We start from the raw sequence: 16210 nt of genomic DNA on the forward strand, positions 1-16210 counted from the left end.
TGTTTTTTTATGATATACAAATTGAGGTTTAATAATCTATTCCGTAAATATTTGGCCGTTTTTACAACAATTTTATTTGTGTTTTTGTAGTTTTAACCTTAAACAATATCAAAACCAATTGAATTATGAGAAAAATACTCTTTGCCCTGATGATAATATCAGGCATAGCCGGATTTGCCCAGGAGCGTTTTATAGAGGTACAGGTAGCCGATACTATAATGATGAAACCCGTAGGGATAAAATACCTGGTTTATGTAATTGAAGATGAAAATACCGTTCAGGATGAGTATGCTTATAAGGCAAATGAACAAACCAGAAAGCAAAAAGAAATAGTACTAAAGGACTATCTGAGTAAAAAGGGATATAAACCACAACCAGCCGATGAAAATTCGGCACCGTTTGGTGCGGTGCTTACCCGTTTAGAGGGCTTTGTGGTAACATTGAAAAACCAGGCAGAAGCCGATAAGTTTGTAGATGAAGTAAACAAGCTGGGCTATGCCGGAGCCATAAAATCGGGTACATTATACGGTGATGAAGCAGCTTATGATAGCGCCCTGATAAAGAAACTACTTGATAAGGCGCTTAAAAGAGCCGAAGTTATTGCCACAGTGAGTGGTATGAAACTGGGGCGCCAGCTTTCTATAAAACAGGGCGACGAAGCTGGTGGTATTGCTTCAATAGTAAGATATTCAAACGCCCGTGACAAGTTGGGTAACGGCGGCATTAAGAGTGAAACGCTTACGGTACGCTATGAAGTGCAGTAAACCCCAATAGAAAACACAAACGCCTCCGTTATGGAGGCGTTTGTATTTTTATCCTTTTATGATATTGATGAGGTATACATCATTTTCGCGCAGTGGCAACTGTTTTTTAAAAGTGCCGTCTTTGCCTATGGTTATGGTTTCGGTGCTTACCGGGGTGCCGTCACTTAACTTTTTAAGCTCTTCGGCCTGGGCCTTGGTAAGGTTTGCCGGTTCGCCCATTTCCAGGTATTTGGTATACGGGTCATTAGCACGGTAACCTACTTTGTAAACTTCCAGTTTGTAGCTTCCCTGCGGCAGATTTTTTAAGGATACTGTGGCGGTACCTTTGTCTTTTGCAGGAAGGTCTTTAGTATAGTACACCTGGTTGTTTACGGTATCGCCGGGGTGGGTATTTGTAAAATCCCAAAACAGCAACTGCACACCGCCATTGGCATCTTTGGTAGCCCACGATTCTTTGTCTTTATTTACCAGCTCGGTAGCGCCAAGCTTGTTTAGTAGTCGGTAAGAGTGGAAAGCCGCTTTATTGATACCCTGAGTATTCAGCAATCCGAAACCACCGTGAAATGGTTTGAATCGTGGTCCTGCTTCCTCAAATATATCAGTAAATACCCAGTAGCTCATAGAGTTTGCAGCATCACCGGTTTGTTTTACCTTTTCTAGGATATAAGCTGCTTCATGGTAGCTGTCGTGTATCGGGTCGGCGGGTGTGTATGATGCACTCCATTCGGTATAATGCAGTTCCAGGTTTGGCAGGGCAGATGTTTTAATTTCTTTACGCGAGTTAATAATATCGCCGCTTACCGCCATAGGGTCTTTGCTCAATACCGTACCCGAGTTACCAAACTCATCAAGGAAACCTTGCTTTACGCCATACGAGTGCGTACTTGCAAAATCAATAGGCACATTGTTTTTGCTGCAAAAGCTTATCATTTCGGGTATCCATGCCGCACCGGCTGTAGCAGGCCCGCCCACTTTATAGTCTTTATTTACTTCTTTAATGGCTTTGGCAGCATAGCGATACAGTTTAAAATACTCTTCCTGGGAACCAGCCCAAAAACCATCAAGGTTAGGTTCGTTCCATACTTCAAAGTACCAGGTTTTCACCTCGTCAGCACCATAGCGTTCGGTAAAGTGTTGTGTAAGGTTGCGTATAAGGCCTTCCCATTTATCATAATCTTTAGGAGGTGTTACATTACCCCTCCACCAAAAAATGGTTTTGCTGCCGCTGGCCAGTTGTTGTGGCATAAAACCCAGCTCTACAAATGGTTTTACGTCAATGCTAAGCAGGTAGTCAAAAAGAGCGTCTACGTACTGGTAGTTGTATTCAGGATTTCCGTTTTTGTCTTCACGATACACCGCCATATCATCAGTTAGCAGGCCATGCATACGGATGTATTTAAAGTCGCATTCTTTTTTTACGTAAGCCAACTGCTGCTGCCAGTCGGCACGTAGTCCTTCATTGGCACGTCCGGCACCTATACATTGCTTAAACTGGGTGTTCAATGCACCTTTTACATTGTTATAATCTACCGAAATGTTACGGTTTTGCTGTGCATTTGCGGTAATTGCAGCCAAAGCAAGCATAGTGGATACTATGGCTGTTTTAGTCTTTTTTTTGACTGAATGAAAATTTGGAGCAGTTTTTTTTATTGTCATGGTTATAGCTTGGGTGAATAATTAGTAAAGTGATAAATTTCAAATTTACTTATAGTCAAAAGTACCAAAAGTATTTTAATGACAAAACAAAAAATAAGATAATACATAAAACAAGATACCCCTCCGGGGAATGGAGGGGTATCGGGTAGTATAAAGCGACAGAAATTAGAAGATCACCTTTTTCACCTGAAGCTGGTTGTCTGCAGTAATTGCTTTTACAATCAGTATCTGGTTAGCAGCAGTAATGTTGTCTATGGCTACTGATTTCTGGTCGAAATCGCCATTAAATACAAGCTTTCCTGTAATATCAAATACAGTAACAGATTTAATATTGCTGTTAGAAGAATTTACAGTAAGTACATTGTTTTGTTTGTATACCATAAGGCCATTTGCATTAGCTACATCTGCACCTTTATCTTTACCGCCTTTTACCATTTTAGCTGTACCGGTAGTAGTTACAGAAATAGTGTTAGAGTTGGCGCTGGTGTTTCCTGCTACGGCTCTAACCCTGTAATAGTAAGTAGTACCTGCAGCAAGGCCGCTTACAGCCTGCAGTGTATCGTTTACAGTAAGGTTTTCATAACCTGCAACAAACGAAGGGGTTTGTCCGGCATAAGTATGTGCGCCAAGATTAGTTACATCGTCCTGATCCAGTACATCCCACTCAGTTTCAAGTGTTGGGAAACCTGATACAGGATTTACAGTAACACCGCCGCTTACTTCCGGTTTCCTTACAAGAGTTTTGTTTAGGGTAGAGTTTGAAGCTCCTGCCCAGGCAGTGCCAGGGTTTTCGCCTATGTTACCTATAATGTCTACGTTATCAGCAGCAGATATTTTAAAAAGAGCTACAGCATCGTTACCATTAAAGTTAATAGCAGCGTTTACAGTAGTAGTACCGGTGTATACAGTAGCAAGGTTGTTCCTTAGTACAATCACGTTGTCATTTTCCAGGATACCTCTAAGCTGTACATCATTTGTAGGGGTAGTAGTTCCGTTAGCATACAGTCTTATCCTGTAGTCAGAAAGGTCTACGTCGTTACCTGTACCGTTGTAAATTTCTATGTATTTGTTGCTTGAAGAACCTTCAACATATTCAGAGAAGAACAGGTCTGTAGCCTGAGAAAGTGTACCAAATGTAGGTTCTTCGCTTACGTCAAGCCTGTAGCTTTCGGCACCTTCTACAGGTTCCCAGTTTGCAGTAAAGCTTGTAGTACCTACAGCTGTAGCGCTAACAGCTAGAGGAGCAGCTACACCTTCTGTTGTAAAGCTGGAATCAGCACTGTATGCAATACCACCATCGTTTATTGCATATGCCCTTACGTAATAAGTGGTTCCACCTAAAAGACTGTCTATAGAAACTATATAGGCACCTGTACCGGCTGTACCTGCATCTATAAATTGTACGCCCGGTTGTCCGAATTCAGGAGCTGGAGACGTACCGTATACAATACCTCTTTCCGAAACGGTTGTACAACCTTCTTCAGTAATATCTGCTTGTACTTCGGCAGTAGAGGTAGTAAGGCCTGTTGCAGCAGTAATTGCCACAGTAGCCACAGTACTAACGCCTTCGGCAGTAGCGGCAGCGTTTACAGCAGTAGCACCACCACCACTTATACTAATGTTTCCATCATAGCTGGCTACAGTTGTTGGCTCAAAACGCACATAGATATCATGGGTATAAGTGCCACCACCCTGAGTAAGTGTAAGTGAAGCCGTAAAAGGGCCTGTAGCACTTTCTGAGAAGGTATAACCTGTAAGCGGACCTATTTCAACATTAGCAGTGGTAAGGTTGATGCCCGATACACTGAACGAAAGTACACCACTTAAAGTATCAATACACTGGTCGCCAAAACCTGCAAGAGGAGCAGAAATTGTAAGGGTAGGGTCTGTGTTAACAGCAGTAGTAAGCGATATTACGTTAGAGTTTGCAGTGGTAGTAGTACCGTCTGTGGCCCTAACCCTGTAGTAGTAGTTTGTAGAGCCTGTAAGGCCGGTTACTACAACTGAAGTACCGCTTACGGCAAGGTCTTCATAACCTGCTACATAGATAGGAGTAAGGCCTCCATAGGTATGGCTTCCCAGGTGGGTAACGTCGTCTTGGTTGTACATATCCCACTCAGTATCAAGTGTAGGGAAACCTGCGGCAGATACAGTAACACCACCGCTTACGCTGGCTTTACGTACCAGGGTTTTGTCTACTGTAGTGTTTGTAGTACCTGTCCAGGCAGCACCCGGATCTTCGCCTATTGCACCAAAGATATCTACGTTAGCAGCTGTAGATATTTTATAAAGCGCTACAGCATCGTCTCCGTTAAAGTTTACAGCAGCTACAACAGCAGCAGTACCTGTGTAAATAGTAGCAAGGTTGTTTTTAACTACCGCAGTGGCACCGTTAGCCAGTGAACCCGAAAGTTGGGTATCTGTAGTTGCAGTGGTGGCACCGTTAGCATATAGCCTTACCCTATAGTCGGCAAGGTTTACGGTAGCGCCTGTACCATTGTAAATTTCAAGGTATTTGTTAGAAGACGAACCTTCTACGTACTCAGAAAAAAACAGGTCTGTAGCAGCTGTAAAAGTACCAAAGGTAGATGAAGTACTTACATCGAGCCTGTAGCCTGTAGCACCTGCAGCAGCATCCCAGTTAGCCTGAAAGTTGTTGTGGTTAATAGCTGTAGCGGCAGTAGCTACCGGTGTAGCTAAAGACGGAGCCGTACCCCATGAAAGCGAAACGTTGTCAAGGGCGATACCGTCGCGGCTGCCCGACCCGCTGATTTCGGTATAACTCCACCTGATAAATACTGTACCTGAAATGTTGTCAAGGGCAGAAAGATCGATGTTAGTAAAGCTACTTACTGTACCTTCGGCCAGACTTGCTGAAGCATAAGCACCGGCCGGTATGGCAGTAAAGCCTGAAGTAGCCGAAGTAGTAGAAATTTCAAGGTTAAAAGAGTTGCTGCGCGCCTGCTCTCTTATCTTGATAACATCATAAGAAATAGAAAGGCCGGTTTTGCCCGTAGTGTTACTTATAGCAAGCACTATTGAAGAAGGTACAAAAGCGCTGCCTGAGCCAAGGATACCAATACGTGAACCGTAGTTGTAGTTAGCTCCTGCTGTAGAGGCGTTAGTGCCCACAGTCATGCTGGCATCGGCAGTAGTGTTGTTGTACGCCACCCATCCGGTAGGGTAGGCAGTACCGCTGGCACCCGGGGTAGTGTTGAAATTTTCTGTGTAAGGTGATGTGGCCGGTAGTGAAACCTGACCCCAAACTGCCGGTGCTGCCATAGCTAAAGCAACCGAAAAAGCATTAAAGAATGCCTTGCGTAAATTGTTTTTCATAAGATGTAAAAAATGGTTTATAAATCAGTGTGTTACAAATTTATAAGCCTCTTTCATCGGGCAGATGTTTCGTAGATTGCATTTAGGTAATGCCCTGCTTATGCTTTTTTTAACAGAAAGGAATGGTATTGTTAAATATGTTAACCTATGGGGAGGTATACGTTAATTTAATTGATTTTCTGATAATTACATCTAAAAGTTGATTTTTCGTAAAGCTTTATTGCGAAAATATTTCGTTACGAAACCTGTTTTTCGTAAATCTTCAAAATTGCAATAAACCTGAAGTTGAAGCTGTTGGAAATTTTAAAGCATAAAAAAAGCTCCGGTGAACTCCCGAAGCGTTTTTAACAACTATTATATGGTAGCTGTTACTCTTTTACAAATTTAGCTGTTGTGTTGGCTATCTTCATAATGTATATACCTGTTGGCAGACTGCTTACATTAATGCTGTTGTTGCTAATGCTGCCTGATAATACCTGCCTGCCGGTGTAGTCGTATACGGCTACAGCATAGTTGTTTAAAGATGCGTCGGTATTCACGTACAGTACATCTTTCACCGGGTTAGGGTATAAGGTAAACGGATTAGTGCTAAACTGTGGTGTAGCAAGCGTAGGGAATGTAAAACTGGCACTTATGGGTAAGTGATCTGATGTGGTGCTATAATAACTGGTTATGTTTTGAGGTACGGTTACTTCCTGAGCCACCGAGTTAGCTACATAGTTACCCACAAGCTCATTTGAAATGATAATGTTTTCTATAACCGGGTGAGGATCCCATCCACTTGTAGCCGATGTTATGTTTTGTGTAAGTGCGGTGTAATTAGTAGTGTCATCCATAAAGTTTTGGAAAGACGAAACATCGCAGCTGCACTGGTTAGTACTCTGTGTGCCTATAAGATAGTCGTTATAGTCTCCTATAAGTATAACATTCTTGGTGTTATAACTGGTGCCGTCCAGTATGGTTTTAAGTGCCTCGGAGGCGCCCATTCTGCGGGTGTAGCTGTTATAGTTGTCTTCGGCCTTGGCATGTATGTTTACCAGCGTTACCGGAACCAGGTTGCTGCCCGATACAAGGTTTACATTGTATACGGCAGGGTAGCGCCCGCTAGACCAGTTGTAGTAATAGCTGCCGCCCTGGGCATAGTTTCCGCTGCTTAGTTGCAATGAACTTACCAGCTGCACCTTCGATTTTTTGTATATAATGGCTTGCCTCTGGTTACAGTAGCCTGTATCTGCCGGAACTATGGTGCCGTCCCATTCGCTGCTTCCCATAAGGGCTACAAGGCTGGCTACAGTAGTAATAGTAGGGGTGTTTATTATTTCCTGCAGGCAGTAAATGTCGCTGTCCATAAGCAGCATAGCGTTTGCTACGTTTTGTAGTTGCAGTGCTTCATCATCCGGGCCATAGTCAGGGCAGCCCAGCCATTCGGCATTCCAGTTGGTTATGGTAAACAGTGTGTTGGTTTCAGGATTTACCTGTACGTCTCCGGTAACTTTTATATTTTTTATTTCCCAGGTAGCACTTTGTGTGTCACTACATATATATTTAAATGCAATGCGTGTATTGGCCGACTTTGCAGCATCGGGTATGGTAAGGCTGCCCGACGAAATGTACTGCCATGCGGTAGCAACATTCTGATTAAGCCCGGTAAGTTCTGTCCAGGTGGTGGTTGCTGTGTCGCCGGTATAGTTGGCTGTTGCATATACTTTGTACCAGCCTTCGGTTACGCCTACGTTCATTACGGCAGCATTGCCGCGCGTGTGGCTAAAGGTAAGCTGCACGTTGTCCATACCCGAAAGATCTATGGGGGCGCTCACCAGCCAGTCTTCGTTAGCATAATTCTGCCCACCTGAGTATCCGCTGCACACTGCGCCGTAAGACGAACTAAACGACCAGGTTTGTGCACCGGTAACACTTACAGGTGTAAAGGTGTTAAAACTGCTTTCGGTAAGCATGGTTTCATTCAGGATGGTGGTTTGTGCATGCAGCAGGCTTATGCCTAATAAGGCCACGAGCATGATAAGGGTCTTCATTTTTTGCATTTGGTATACTATATTTTTTAGGTGCTTTTAGCGCTGTAAAGGATTGTGATTTTTTTACAGGAAAAGGGCGTAAATATAATATTTTAGTGTGTATTAAATGTAATGGTGAGATTTTTTTAAGGTAATGCTAAGGGGAAGGATGTAATTGGTAGTAAATTCAGGGGGGATTTATAAAATGACGTCATAGCACCAAGGAGGTGGGGGCCTCAATAAAATTACCATTACGGCCGCTTTTCTTGGCTGTCACGTTTGTGGTATTAATCCCGGCTGCAACTGGCTTAAATCATTTAAATAAGTTTGAAGAGAAATACGGTATCCAATTTTAAGATGCACACCAGCTATTTATTAGCTAAACACAAATTTACTGATTAATAATGTGAATTATTATTTGTGAAATATATGTAATTGTAATTTAGTGTGTTTAAATTCAGTTTGTTGCATTTTTTTTTGATACATTTAATACAGAGAATTCTTTCTAAAGTTACTTCCGGATTTAACCTTAATCAAAATAGCGTACTTATGAAAAAAATTATCTTCAGTATTTTTATTTTTTTGATGTATTGCAATATTAATGCTCAAAAAATTAGTGTTTTTGATGAAACGGTTGTCGAGAAAGACAATATGGAACCAGCCATCCCTAGGCCCGAACAGGAAAAAGTTGCAGCTAAAAGGCTGAAAGACCTGGAAGCCAAAAAAGGGAAAAAACCAAACATCCTTATTTTTCTTGTAGATGATTTAGGCTGGGGAGACCCGGGCTGCTACGGTGGGGGCATAGCCATAGGGGCACCCACACCTAATATAGACCGCCTGGCGCGCGAAGGGAAACGGTTTACGTCGTTTTATGCTACACCTACCTGTACACCATCGCGTGCGGCTTTAATGACGGGGCGTTTGCCCATTCGAAGTGGCCTTACACGTCCGTTACTAAGCGGCGACAAGGTAACTACTAACCCGTGGTCGGTTGAGGTTTCTGAAGGAAAAGCACTGGCTGCTACTGGCTACAAATCGGCGCTGATAGGCAAGTGGCACATTGGCGAAGGCGAAAACATGTTGCCGCACGAGGTAGGGTTCGATTATTTCTACGGACTGCCTGCCGTACAGTCGGACTATTCACAGTTTCTGGTAGACCGTGAGTATGCCGATATGTATTACAATAAGGAAATTCACGATAAAGCATTTACCATGCAACCCGAGGGGCTTATAAAAGGTAAAAAAGGAGGTAAGCGTGAAGTGGGGTTTCCTATAAAAAACCTGGACGACCTGCGTGAAATAGAAGGCAGGCTAAAGGACGAATCCATTAAGTTTATTAAGGAAAACTCGGGCAAGGGGCCATTCTTCCTGGTGCATTCGTTTACAGGTATACACAATGATACCTATTGCGGTAAAGAATACATAGGCAAGAGTCCGGCTACCATGCCTGTTAAGGATGCCTTTGTACAGGTAGACGATATTATAGGGCAAATTATGAAAGTACTGGAGGAAACCGGTGAGCTGGAAAATACTTTTGTATTCTTTACGTCGGATAACGGAGCAAATGAAGATGTATTCCCTGATGCCGGTTACCAGCCTTGGCGCGGCGGGAAAGGCACTACCTGGGAAGGCGGTGTACGCGTACCGGGTATAGCGTACTGGAAAGGCATGATAGAGCCGGGACAAGAATCGAATGAACTGATAGATCTTACCGATATTTATATGGTATCATTACGCCTGGGTGGTGCGCTAAACAAGCTGCCAAACAATTTGTATTTTGACGGTATAGACCAAACGTCTTTTATTTTAGCTGAGAATGGCAGGTCGAGGAGGCAGTGTGAGTTTATGTGGAACAATACTGATTTTTGCGCCGTACGCTGGAAAGATTATAAAGTACACTTTAAGGTTTTCCAGACCATGGCGCCAAGAAGGAACCTTGACCAAACATTGTTAAGTAATATAGGCACTGCCCCGTGGGTGTTTAACCTTAATGTGGATCCGAAAGAACAGGCCAGCGAAGGGCACCGCTACTTTGAGTGGGGTATGCCGGCGGTTATCAGTTTCCAGAAAAGACATATAGCTACTATGAAAAAATACCCGAATACCGATATAGGTTTGGGCTTTTAAGGTACAGCGGTAGATAGTTACAGCTTTTAAAAGATATAAGGATGCCGGGCTCTACAAGCCCGGTTTTTTTATAATTCTGAATTGAGTAAAATAAATGTCTTAAATAATACTTTTCCTCAATTCGGCTACGTACCCACTCATTTAGGCTACGTACACCACGCACTACCTGCCGAACTTTGTACTATCAAATTAAAACATTTAATCATGTCAGATCAAAAAACAACAGAAAGTACAAAAGTTTGGTTTATAACAGGCGCATCACGCGGTTTTGGGCGTATTTGGGCAGAAGCAGCGCTAAAGCGTGGCGACAAGGTAGCTGCAACAGCCCGTAAGCTGGAAAGTATAGCCGTACTGAACGAGCAGTTTGGCGACAACGTGCTTACGCTGGAGCTCGACGTAACTAATGCAGCACAGGCTAAAGAAGCAGTAGAAAAAGCCTATGCACACTTTGGCAGGCTGGACGTAGTGCTGAACAATGCAGGGTATTCGCTGGTAGGAACCATCGAAGAAGCCAGTGCCGCCGATGTTAAAGCCATGTACGATACTAATATTTTTGGGGCGCTTTCGGTAATCCAGGCTGCGTTGCCATTATTGCGCCAGCAGGGTTACGGACACATACTGGGTACCAGCAGTAACCTGGGGCACGTAACCCTGCCGGTTATTGGCTACTACGCGTCGTCTAAATGGGCGTTTGAAGCCATACACGAAAGCCTTGCCCTGGAGGTAAAGGACTTCAATATTAAGGTGACCATTATAGAGCCGGGCGCGTATGCTACCGAGTTTGGCAGCCAGGAGTCGCTTAAGTTTGCTCCGGGCATGGATATTTATAATGACTTTAAGAACAACTTCTTCCAACAGCTGCAAGATTTGGAGCGTGGCAACCCTGAGTTTACTCCAGCCGGATTGTTTGCCGCGGTAGATGCCGAAAATCCTCCGCTACGCCTGTCGTTAGGTAGTAATAATCTTCCATGGGTACGCGGTGCTTATGCCAGCCGTATGGCCGAATGGGAGGCCTGGGAAGATGTGGCCGTAGCCGCGCAGGGATAATTACACACATCAATTCAATTACGTTAAGGTAACCGGTAGTCTGCTGATTATCGGTTATCTTTATATAAAGTTTACGCATAAATTTAGGTAGTATGAAAAAGGAAGATAACACACCCTATAGTTTTACATCGCTTACAGAGGCGGCACGCACCTTTGGCCTGCCGGAGCCAAACCATCCGCTGATAACCATACTGGGCGCCGAAAGCAATAATATAGTAGAGTTGGGTGTGCCGCAAACCCATGTGCTTAACTTTTATAAAATATCGTACAAGCCACGGCTCAGCGGGCGTATAAAGTACGGACAGCATTATTATGATTTTGATGAGGGCGGGCTACTGTTTGCTGCTCCGGGCCAAATTATAGGTGCCGATGAGCAGCACGGAGGCGTATGCTCGCAATATACATTACTCATTCATCCTGATTTTTTACTGTCGTACCCGCTGGCAAAGAAGATAAAGCAGTACGGTTTTTTCTCCTATTCGGCCAATGAGGCACTGCATCTTTCCGATAAGGAAAAGGCGGTTATCATTTCTATTTTCGAAATCATAGAGCAGGAACTCACCGGCCGCCTGGACGATTTCAGTCATGATGTGATTATCTCCCAAATAGAACTTATGCTAAATTATGCCAACCGTTTTTACCGACGTCAGTTCATTACCCGAAAGGCCGTGAGTAACGACCTGCTGCAAAACCTTGAAGAAATACTGGATGCGTATTTTGGTAACGAGCAATCGCTGAGCAGCGGCATACCTACAGTGCAGTACCTCGCCGACAGGCTGCACATATCGCCTAGCTACCTTAGTGATATGCTGCGCTCCCTTACCGGGCAAAACGCCCAACAGCACATACACAACAAACTAATAGAAAAAGCTAAAGAACAACTATCAGTCACCAGTCTTTCGGTTTCTGAAATTGCCTACAGCCTTGGTTTTGAACACCCACAGTCGTTCAGTAAACTGTTTAAGACCAAAACGAACGTAAGTCCGGTGGAGTTCAGGAAGAGTTTTAATTGAAATTAAATATCATGGAAAAGCACAAAAGCTCTATAATCACAGAGCTTTTGTGCTTTTTAATTTTCATGTCAAAATAGATGACATGTTATAATCATGGTCGTTAGAGATTATAAGTGTTATTATATCTGAACGATAATTTATGCAGGTTCAAGTGTAACTAGCTCAGCAAGCTTATCTACGATGTCAGACATCGATTCTTCTGTTGTACTTAGTCCGCTTCGTGAGCCGAGTAAAGGGCTGACTTCACGAAGCGCTTCATATGTAGTATTATGTACGATAGGAACAAGCAAATCACGAAATAGAAGAGCGGAAAGTTCTTTATCTGCAATTCCTTCGCCTTTGATACGTTTTATGAAAGAAGGGGTAACCAATACAATACCAACTCTTGACTTTGCTAAACCTTTGTCGATTTCACGAAGTAGTGATGAACCAAGCAAAACATCTTTTTCACTGAACCAAACAGATACGCCTTTTGATTCTAATAAGTCATGTAATTCTTTCGCTGCATCTCTTCTATCGTCCCATGCATGACAGAGGAAAACATCTCTTAAGTCAGGTAATTCTGCTCGTTTTTCTACATTTTCGCGTATTGGCGTAAGAGTCTGGATTTCTGTAGGAGTATATAATATACTCGAGTTTGGAGAAGACCAACGTGCCTTTACGCTTCTTGATTGTCCACTACTGCGATTTCCTGAACTGCTTGTGGATGGTGGTGTGTAAGATGGATACGAAGAATATGAAGGGTAATTATAGTAGCTGCCACTATAGCTCCTACTACTGCATGCTGGGCACGCCGCTACCCCACTCGCTGTGCGATGCCCATGAACTGGTGCTGTACATCTGGCCATAATTTCTATTTTTTTAAATTAAAAATTAAATAAATTTACTGCAAAATAGTGAATTTTAATTGAATTTTATCATTTAACGAAGAAAATATTACTATATCTTGTTGCTTTTAGTTTTCGTTTTATAATTAAGAAATACGCTTAAAATACAAATCCCACGGGTTTTAGTATTGATCCTTACGAATTGGATTGCGTCCGGCTCTCCCTCAAAGCTCCGCTTTGAAAATAAAAACAGGACTAAAATATCCTAAAGCAAGCTTTGTCTATTTTAGTCCTGTTTTTATTTATTCGTGACCACAATGGGATTCGAACTTATTTCTGAAAGCCCAGTAAAACCTGGCTATTCCAACTTCAATTTTAAAAGTGCCACGAAAGGCGAGAGTCCTAGATATCGCTATACTATTTCATTGATAAAATACTGTTTTTTAAACAGTTACATTGTTTGGTATCCTGAAAATCTGCAACTCTACTTTTGGTACTATAGTACCACACAAATATACTAATATAATGATATAATTATATGTTTTTAGATATAAAAAACGCTATTTTAATTTAATTATATCTCAAAGCATATAATTAATAAATTTTCATTACTTTTATATGCAAATAAATATAATATGGAATCTATTTGCGATTTTGTAAGGTCCAGAAGAAAATCCGTTGGCCTTACCCAGGAAGAATTCGCTGAACGTTCCGGTGTGGCACTGACAGTTATCCGTAAAATCGAACAGGGTAAAACAAACCTTAATATGGATAAGGTTAATCTTGTACTAAAGATGTTTGGCCATGAACTGGGCGTTCAGGAAATAAACCGATTCCGCCCTGAAACCTTCAGTGCCGTGCTGGGTAACCTTTATGACCGTGGCCTTATTGATAAAGAAGAATTGGAAGGGCTTTTAGAGGAACACATCAGCGGTAAAAAATTTAATACAAATGGTTTATTCAAAGATAACAGGGGCACATTTATAGCTGATGAGATCAGGCGTATTATGGAGCAGAATAATCTTTATGATGCCGACAGGCTTAACTACCTGAAATTATGAGAAGCGGCTATGTTTATTATCAGGACATCCTGGCCGGTATATTGACTGAAACTGACGAGGGTGAATATGAGTTTGCGTACGATGCAGCGTATATAAAGTACCATCCACGCGATTTTATCACATTCTCGCTGCCGGTGTCGGACAAAGTCTATAGGGAAAAACGCCTGTTCCCATTTTTTGAAGGGCTGATTCCTGAAGGCTGGCTACTTGAGATTGCGAGCAAGAACTGGAAAATCAATCGCAATGACCGTATGGGGCTCGTCCTGGCTTGTTGCAAAAACTGCATAGGTGCAGTGAGTGTAATACCTAAAACAGATTAGTATGGCGCATAGATGTTTATATTGTTACAAGCCCTTAGAGGATGAAGGTGATTTTCACCAAAAGTGCTCACAGGCTTTTTTTGGTACAGCAGTTCCACCTGAACTGCCTTATACAGTGGCTGATATGGCTTCCCTTGCAAAAGAGGTTGTAGAGCGAAGTGTTTCGGTACCAGGGGTGCAGCCCAAGCTATCGATGACGGTAGTTACTGAGGCAGCGGGCCGGACGGACGGGAGACTAACAGTGGTCGGGGCGCTGGGAGGTAATTTTATCTTAAAGCCGCCCTCTGCTGATTACCAGGAGATGCCTGCGAACGAGCATGTGACAATGAGGCTCGCCGAGGCATTTGGTATTCCGGTTGTCCCCTCAAGCCTACTACGCCTCAAGTCAGGGGAACTGGCCTATATAACTAAGAGGATTGACAGGGCTCCTGACAATACTAAAATACACATGCTTGATATGTTCCAGATTACCGAGGCATTTGATAAATACAGAAGTTCGATGGAACGTGTAGGCAAGGCAGTTGCGGATTATTCTGAAAATACCCTTTTCGACCTCACACTTCTTTTTGACCTTACTTTATTCTGCTTTGTGACGGGCAACAATGATATGCACCTGAAGAATTTCTCATTGATCAGGACCAGTTCAGGGTGGAAACTTGCCCCGGGGTACGACTTGCTCAATGTTGCTATTGTAAACCCTGACGATAATGAGGAACTCGCCCTTACATTAGGCGCAAAGAAAAGAAAACTGAGCCGGAAGCATTTCGAGGAGTTTGGCGGGGGACTTGGACTAACCCCACGCCAGATTGAAGGATCCTTCCGAAGATTATTTAAAAACAAAGCTTCAATTGATAGTTGGCTAAGTAAGTCCTTTTTATCGCCGCAGCTGCAAAAGGCGTACCTTGATTTAGTCGAGCAGCGATATGCAAAACTGGAATAAGGCATATGGTTTGCTAAAAAGTACAAAGGGTTGCCTCAACTTAGGCAACCCTTTGTACTTTTACAAATTCCCTTTTATGAATTGAATAAAACTGTCAGTTTTTTTGTGAATTTATCTCCACTTATAATCTATATAAATGTCTTTATTTTAGTTGTTTACATAGTGTTTTAAATTAAATTTTGTCGCAAATAATTATTAAATTTGCGACAAAATCCATTTCCCCGATTAAGTTAAACAGTAATTCTATTGCTAAAAAGAGTTCGCAGTTTTCAAGCCTTTTTGCCTTGGCATAAGCTACAATGCAGTGCACTGAGAAAATTGCCTGGTAGCCACCAAAGAGCTGGTCGGCAAAAAGCCTTTTGCTTGTAGCCAACTTTTTTTGGTATTTGCTAATTATCGTTTCTGCATTTCGGGCAAGCTGTAGCCAGAAGTCAAAATTCAGCAAGCCTCCTGTCCAGATTTCCCGTTCCTGTTGGTCATTCTGTACAATATTTTCACTCATACCGCGCATGGCATCTACTATTGGTGCTATCTCCTCGGGAAACCAGTTGTGCAGGATACCCGCTTTTTCTACGTTTGTCAATTGCCTTAGCGTCTTCACAGTGCATGATTTTGGGTTAAACGGTTGTCCCTTTGTATCCTGCGCTCGAGCAGGGTTTCCAGTATGTCACAATCGTATTCGTATTCCTGCCCCTCGAAACGGTATGTACCGGTATCGAAGTCCAGTTCATAGGAGTCAAAGTCTTCAGGCTCTAAGTAAATGTCAACCAATTCCCCTTTGAGGTATGTAGTCCTGCCGTATACCAGGTTGCCCAGTTCCTCATATTCCAATGTAAAACCCACCGCATAGTGGTCTGCGATTACCTTAAGTATTTCGGTATTGGGTGTCCATCGGGTTTCATACTGGAATATACCAATATCCCCTTCCTCGCAATACAGGTCAAGGAAATAGCCATGGTCAAGGCCTGTGAATTCAGGTAGTTGCCCTTTTCCCGTTTCTTCTTCCTTTTTGCGCATGCCCTCGAAGAGTGCCTGCAATTGTTGGATTGCTGTTGTATTTCCTTCAAAAGCAACCCTGTTACTGCAAAAATTTGCCATAGTATTAGT

General features: G+C 42.8%; 12 protein-coding genes and 1 pseudogene. 7 read left to right on the forward strand and 6 right to left on the reverse strand.

Translation table 11 applies throughout. The annotated features are described in order from the left end of the window. Positions 1–125: 125 nt before the first annotated feature. Positions 126–764: a hypothetical protein gene (locus ACLI1A_RS12260; RefSeq protein ID WP_411408964.1), complete on the forward strand. Its 639-nt coding sequence runs from the start codon at positions 126–128 to the stop codon at positions 762–764. Between the two features lie 48 nt (positions 765–812). On the opposite strand, the gene ACLI1A_RS12265 is transcribed toward ACLI1A_RS12260, so the two are convergent. The 3 genes from ACLI1A_RS12265 to ACLI1A_RS12275 form a co-directional block, all read right to left on the reverse strand. Continuing rightward, entirely contained in the window at positions 813–2420 is a 1608-nt protein-coding gene (locus tag ACLI1A_RS12265) for a GH39 family glycosyl hydrolase (protein WP_411408965.1), read from the reverse strand. Between the two features lie 165 nt (positions 2421–2585). Next, the gene (locus ACLI1A_RS12270) at positions 2586–5756 is read right to left on the reverse strand and encodes a beta strand repeat-containing protein (protein ID WP_411408966.1); all 3171 of its coding nucleotides are present in this window, start codon (positions 5754–5756) and stop codon (positions 2586–2588) included. Between the two features lie 368 nt (positions 5757–6124). Further along, entirely contained in the window at positions 6125–7789 is a 1665-nt protein-coding gene (locus ACLI1A_RS12275; protein ID WP_411408967.1) for a T9SS type A sorting domain-containing protein, read from the reverse strand. A 528-nt stretch (positions 7790–8317) separates the two neighbouring features. Between ACLI1A_RS12275 and ACLI1A_RS12280 the strand changes: the two genes are divergently transcribed. The 3 genes from ACLI1A_RS12280 to ACLI1A_RS12290 all read left to right on the forward strand — a co-directional run bounded on the left by ACLI1A_RS12280 (position 8318) and on the right by ACLI1A_RS12290 (position 11955). Then, entirely contained in the window at positions 8318–9895 is a 1578-nt protein-coding gene (locus ACLI1A_RS12280) for a sulfatase-like hydrolase/transferase (RefSeq protein WP_411408968.1), read from the forward strand. Between the two features lie 204 nt (positions 9896–10099). Continuing rightward, on the forward strand, positions 10100–10942 hold the full coding sequence (locus ACLI1A_RS12285) for an SDR family NAD(P)-dependent oxidoreductase (protein WP_411408969.1): 843 nt from the start codon (positions 10100–10102) through the stop codon (positions 10940–10942). Positions 10943–11034: 92 nt separating this feature from the next. Further along, entirely contained in the window at positions 11035–11955 is a 921-nt protein-coding gene (locus ACLI1A_RS12290; protein WP_411408970.1) for a helix-turn-helix domain-containing protein, read from the forward strand. Positions 11956–12092: 137 nt separating this feature from the next. On the opposite strand, the gene ACLI1A_RS12295 is transcribed toward ACLI1A_RS12290, so the two are convergent. Beyond that, on the reverse strand, positions 12093–12803 hold the full coding sequence (locus tag ACLI1A_RS12295; protein ID WP_411408971.1) for a toll/interleukin-1 receptor domain-containing protein: 711 nt from the start codon (positions 12801–12803) through the stop codon (positions 12093–12095). Between the two features lie 614 nt (positions 12804–13417). Between ACLI1A_RS12295 and ACLI1A_RS12300 the strand changes: the two are divergent. The 3 genes and pseudogenes from ACLI1A_RS12300 to ACLI1A_RS12310 form a co-directional block, all read left to right on the forward strand. Then, positions 13418–13594: pseudogene (locus tag ACLI1A_RS12300) on the forward strand (type II toxin-antitoxin system Y4mF family antitoxin); the annotation flags it as partial. 245 nt (positions 13595–13839) lie between these two features. Further along, positions 13840–14163, forward strand: coding sequence for a HipA N-terminal domain-containing protein (locus ACLI1A_RS12305; protein ID WP_411408972.1), 324 nt, complete (start codon positions 13840–13842; stop codon positions 14161–14163). Between the two features lie 124 nt (positions 14164–14287). Then, positions 14288–15103, forward strand: a complete 816-nt coding sequence (locus ACLI1A_RS12310; RefSeq protein ID WP_411408973.1) for a HipA domain-containing protein — start codon at positions 14288–14290, stop codon at positions 15101–15103. A gap of 172 nt (positions 15104–15275) precedes the next feature. Here the strand turns inward: ACLI1A_RS12310 and ACLI1A_RS12315 are convergent, their stop codons facing one another. Both ACLI1A_RS12315 and ACLI1A_RS12320 read right to left on the reverse strand, forming a co-directional pair. Then, positions 15276–15704 (reverse strand): hypothetical protein, encoded by a 429-nt coding sequence (locus ACLI1A_RS12315; RefSeq protein WP_411408974.1) that lies wholly within the window; start codon positions 15702–15704, stop codon positions 15276–15278. Then, a complete protein-coding gene (locus ACLI1A_RS12320; RefSeq protein WP_411408975.1) occupies positions 15701–16201 on the reverse strand; it encodes a hypothetical protein in 501 nt (166 codons plus the stop codon). The genes ACLI1A_RS12315 and ACLI1A_RS12320 overlap by 4 nt, the downstream gene beginning before the upstream one ends. Positions 16202–16210: the final 9 nt, after the last annotated feature.

This window comes from Flavobacterium sp. RHBU_3 (genome assembly GCF_046613565.1).
GTDB lineage: Bacteria > Bacteroidota > Bacteroidia > Flavobacteriales > Flavobacteriaceae > Flavobacterium.

What these genes read in the sequence shown, in the direction of transcription:
- ACLI1A_RS12275 (WP_411408967.1), bottom strand. Translation starts at nt 7,789, where the DNA reads ATGAAGACCCTTATCATGCTCGTGGCCTTATTAGGCATAAGCCTGCTG.
- ACLI1A_RS12295 (WP_411408971.1), bottom strand. Translation starts at nt 12,803, where the DNA reads ATGGCCAGATGTACAGCACCAGTTCATGGGCATCGCACAGCGAGTGGG.
- ACLI1A_RS12290 (WP_411408970.1), top strand. Translation starts at nt 11,035, where the DNA reads ATGAAAAAGGAAGATAACACACCCTATAGTTTTACATCGCTTACAGAG.
- ACLI1A_RS12265 (WP_411408965.1), bottom strand. Translation starts at nt 2,420, where the DNA reads ATGACAATAAAAAAAACTGCTCCAAATTTTCATTCAGTCAAAAAAAAG.
- ACLI1A_RS12285 (WP_411408969.1), top strand. Translation starts at nt 10,100, where the DNA reads ATGTCAGATCAAAAAACAACAGAAAGTACAAAAGTTTGGTTTATAACA.
- ACLI1A_RS12320 (WP_411408975.1), bottom strand. Translation starts at nt 16,201, where the DNA reads ATGGCAAATTTTTGCAGTAACAGGGTTGCTTTTGAAGGAAATACAACA.
- ACLI1A_RS12280 (WP_411408968.1), top strand. Translation starts at nt 8,318, where the DNA reads ATGAAAAAAATTATCTTCAGTATTTTTATTTTTTTGATGTATTGCAAT.
- ACLI1A_RS12310 (WP_411408973.1), top strand. Translation starts at nt 14,288, where the DNA reads ATGGCTTCCCTTGCAAAAGAGGTTGTAGAGCGAAGTGTTTCGGTACCA.
- ACLI1A_RS12305 (WP_411408972.1), top strand. Translation starts at nt 13,840, where the DNA reads ATGAGAAGCGGCTATGTTTATTATCAGGACATCCTGGCCGGTATATTG.
- ACLI1A_RS12270 (WP_411408966.1), bottom strand. Translation starts at nt 5,756, where the DNA reads ATGAAAAACAATTTACGCAAGGCATTCTTTAATGCTTTTTCGGTTGCT.
- ACLI1A_RS12260 (WP_411408964.1), top strand. Translation starts at nt 126, where the DNA reads ATGAGAAAAATACTCTTTGCCCTGATGATAATATCAGGCATAGCCGGA.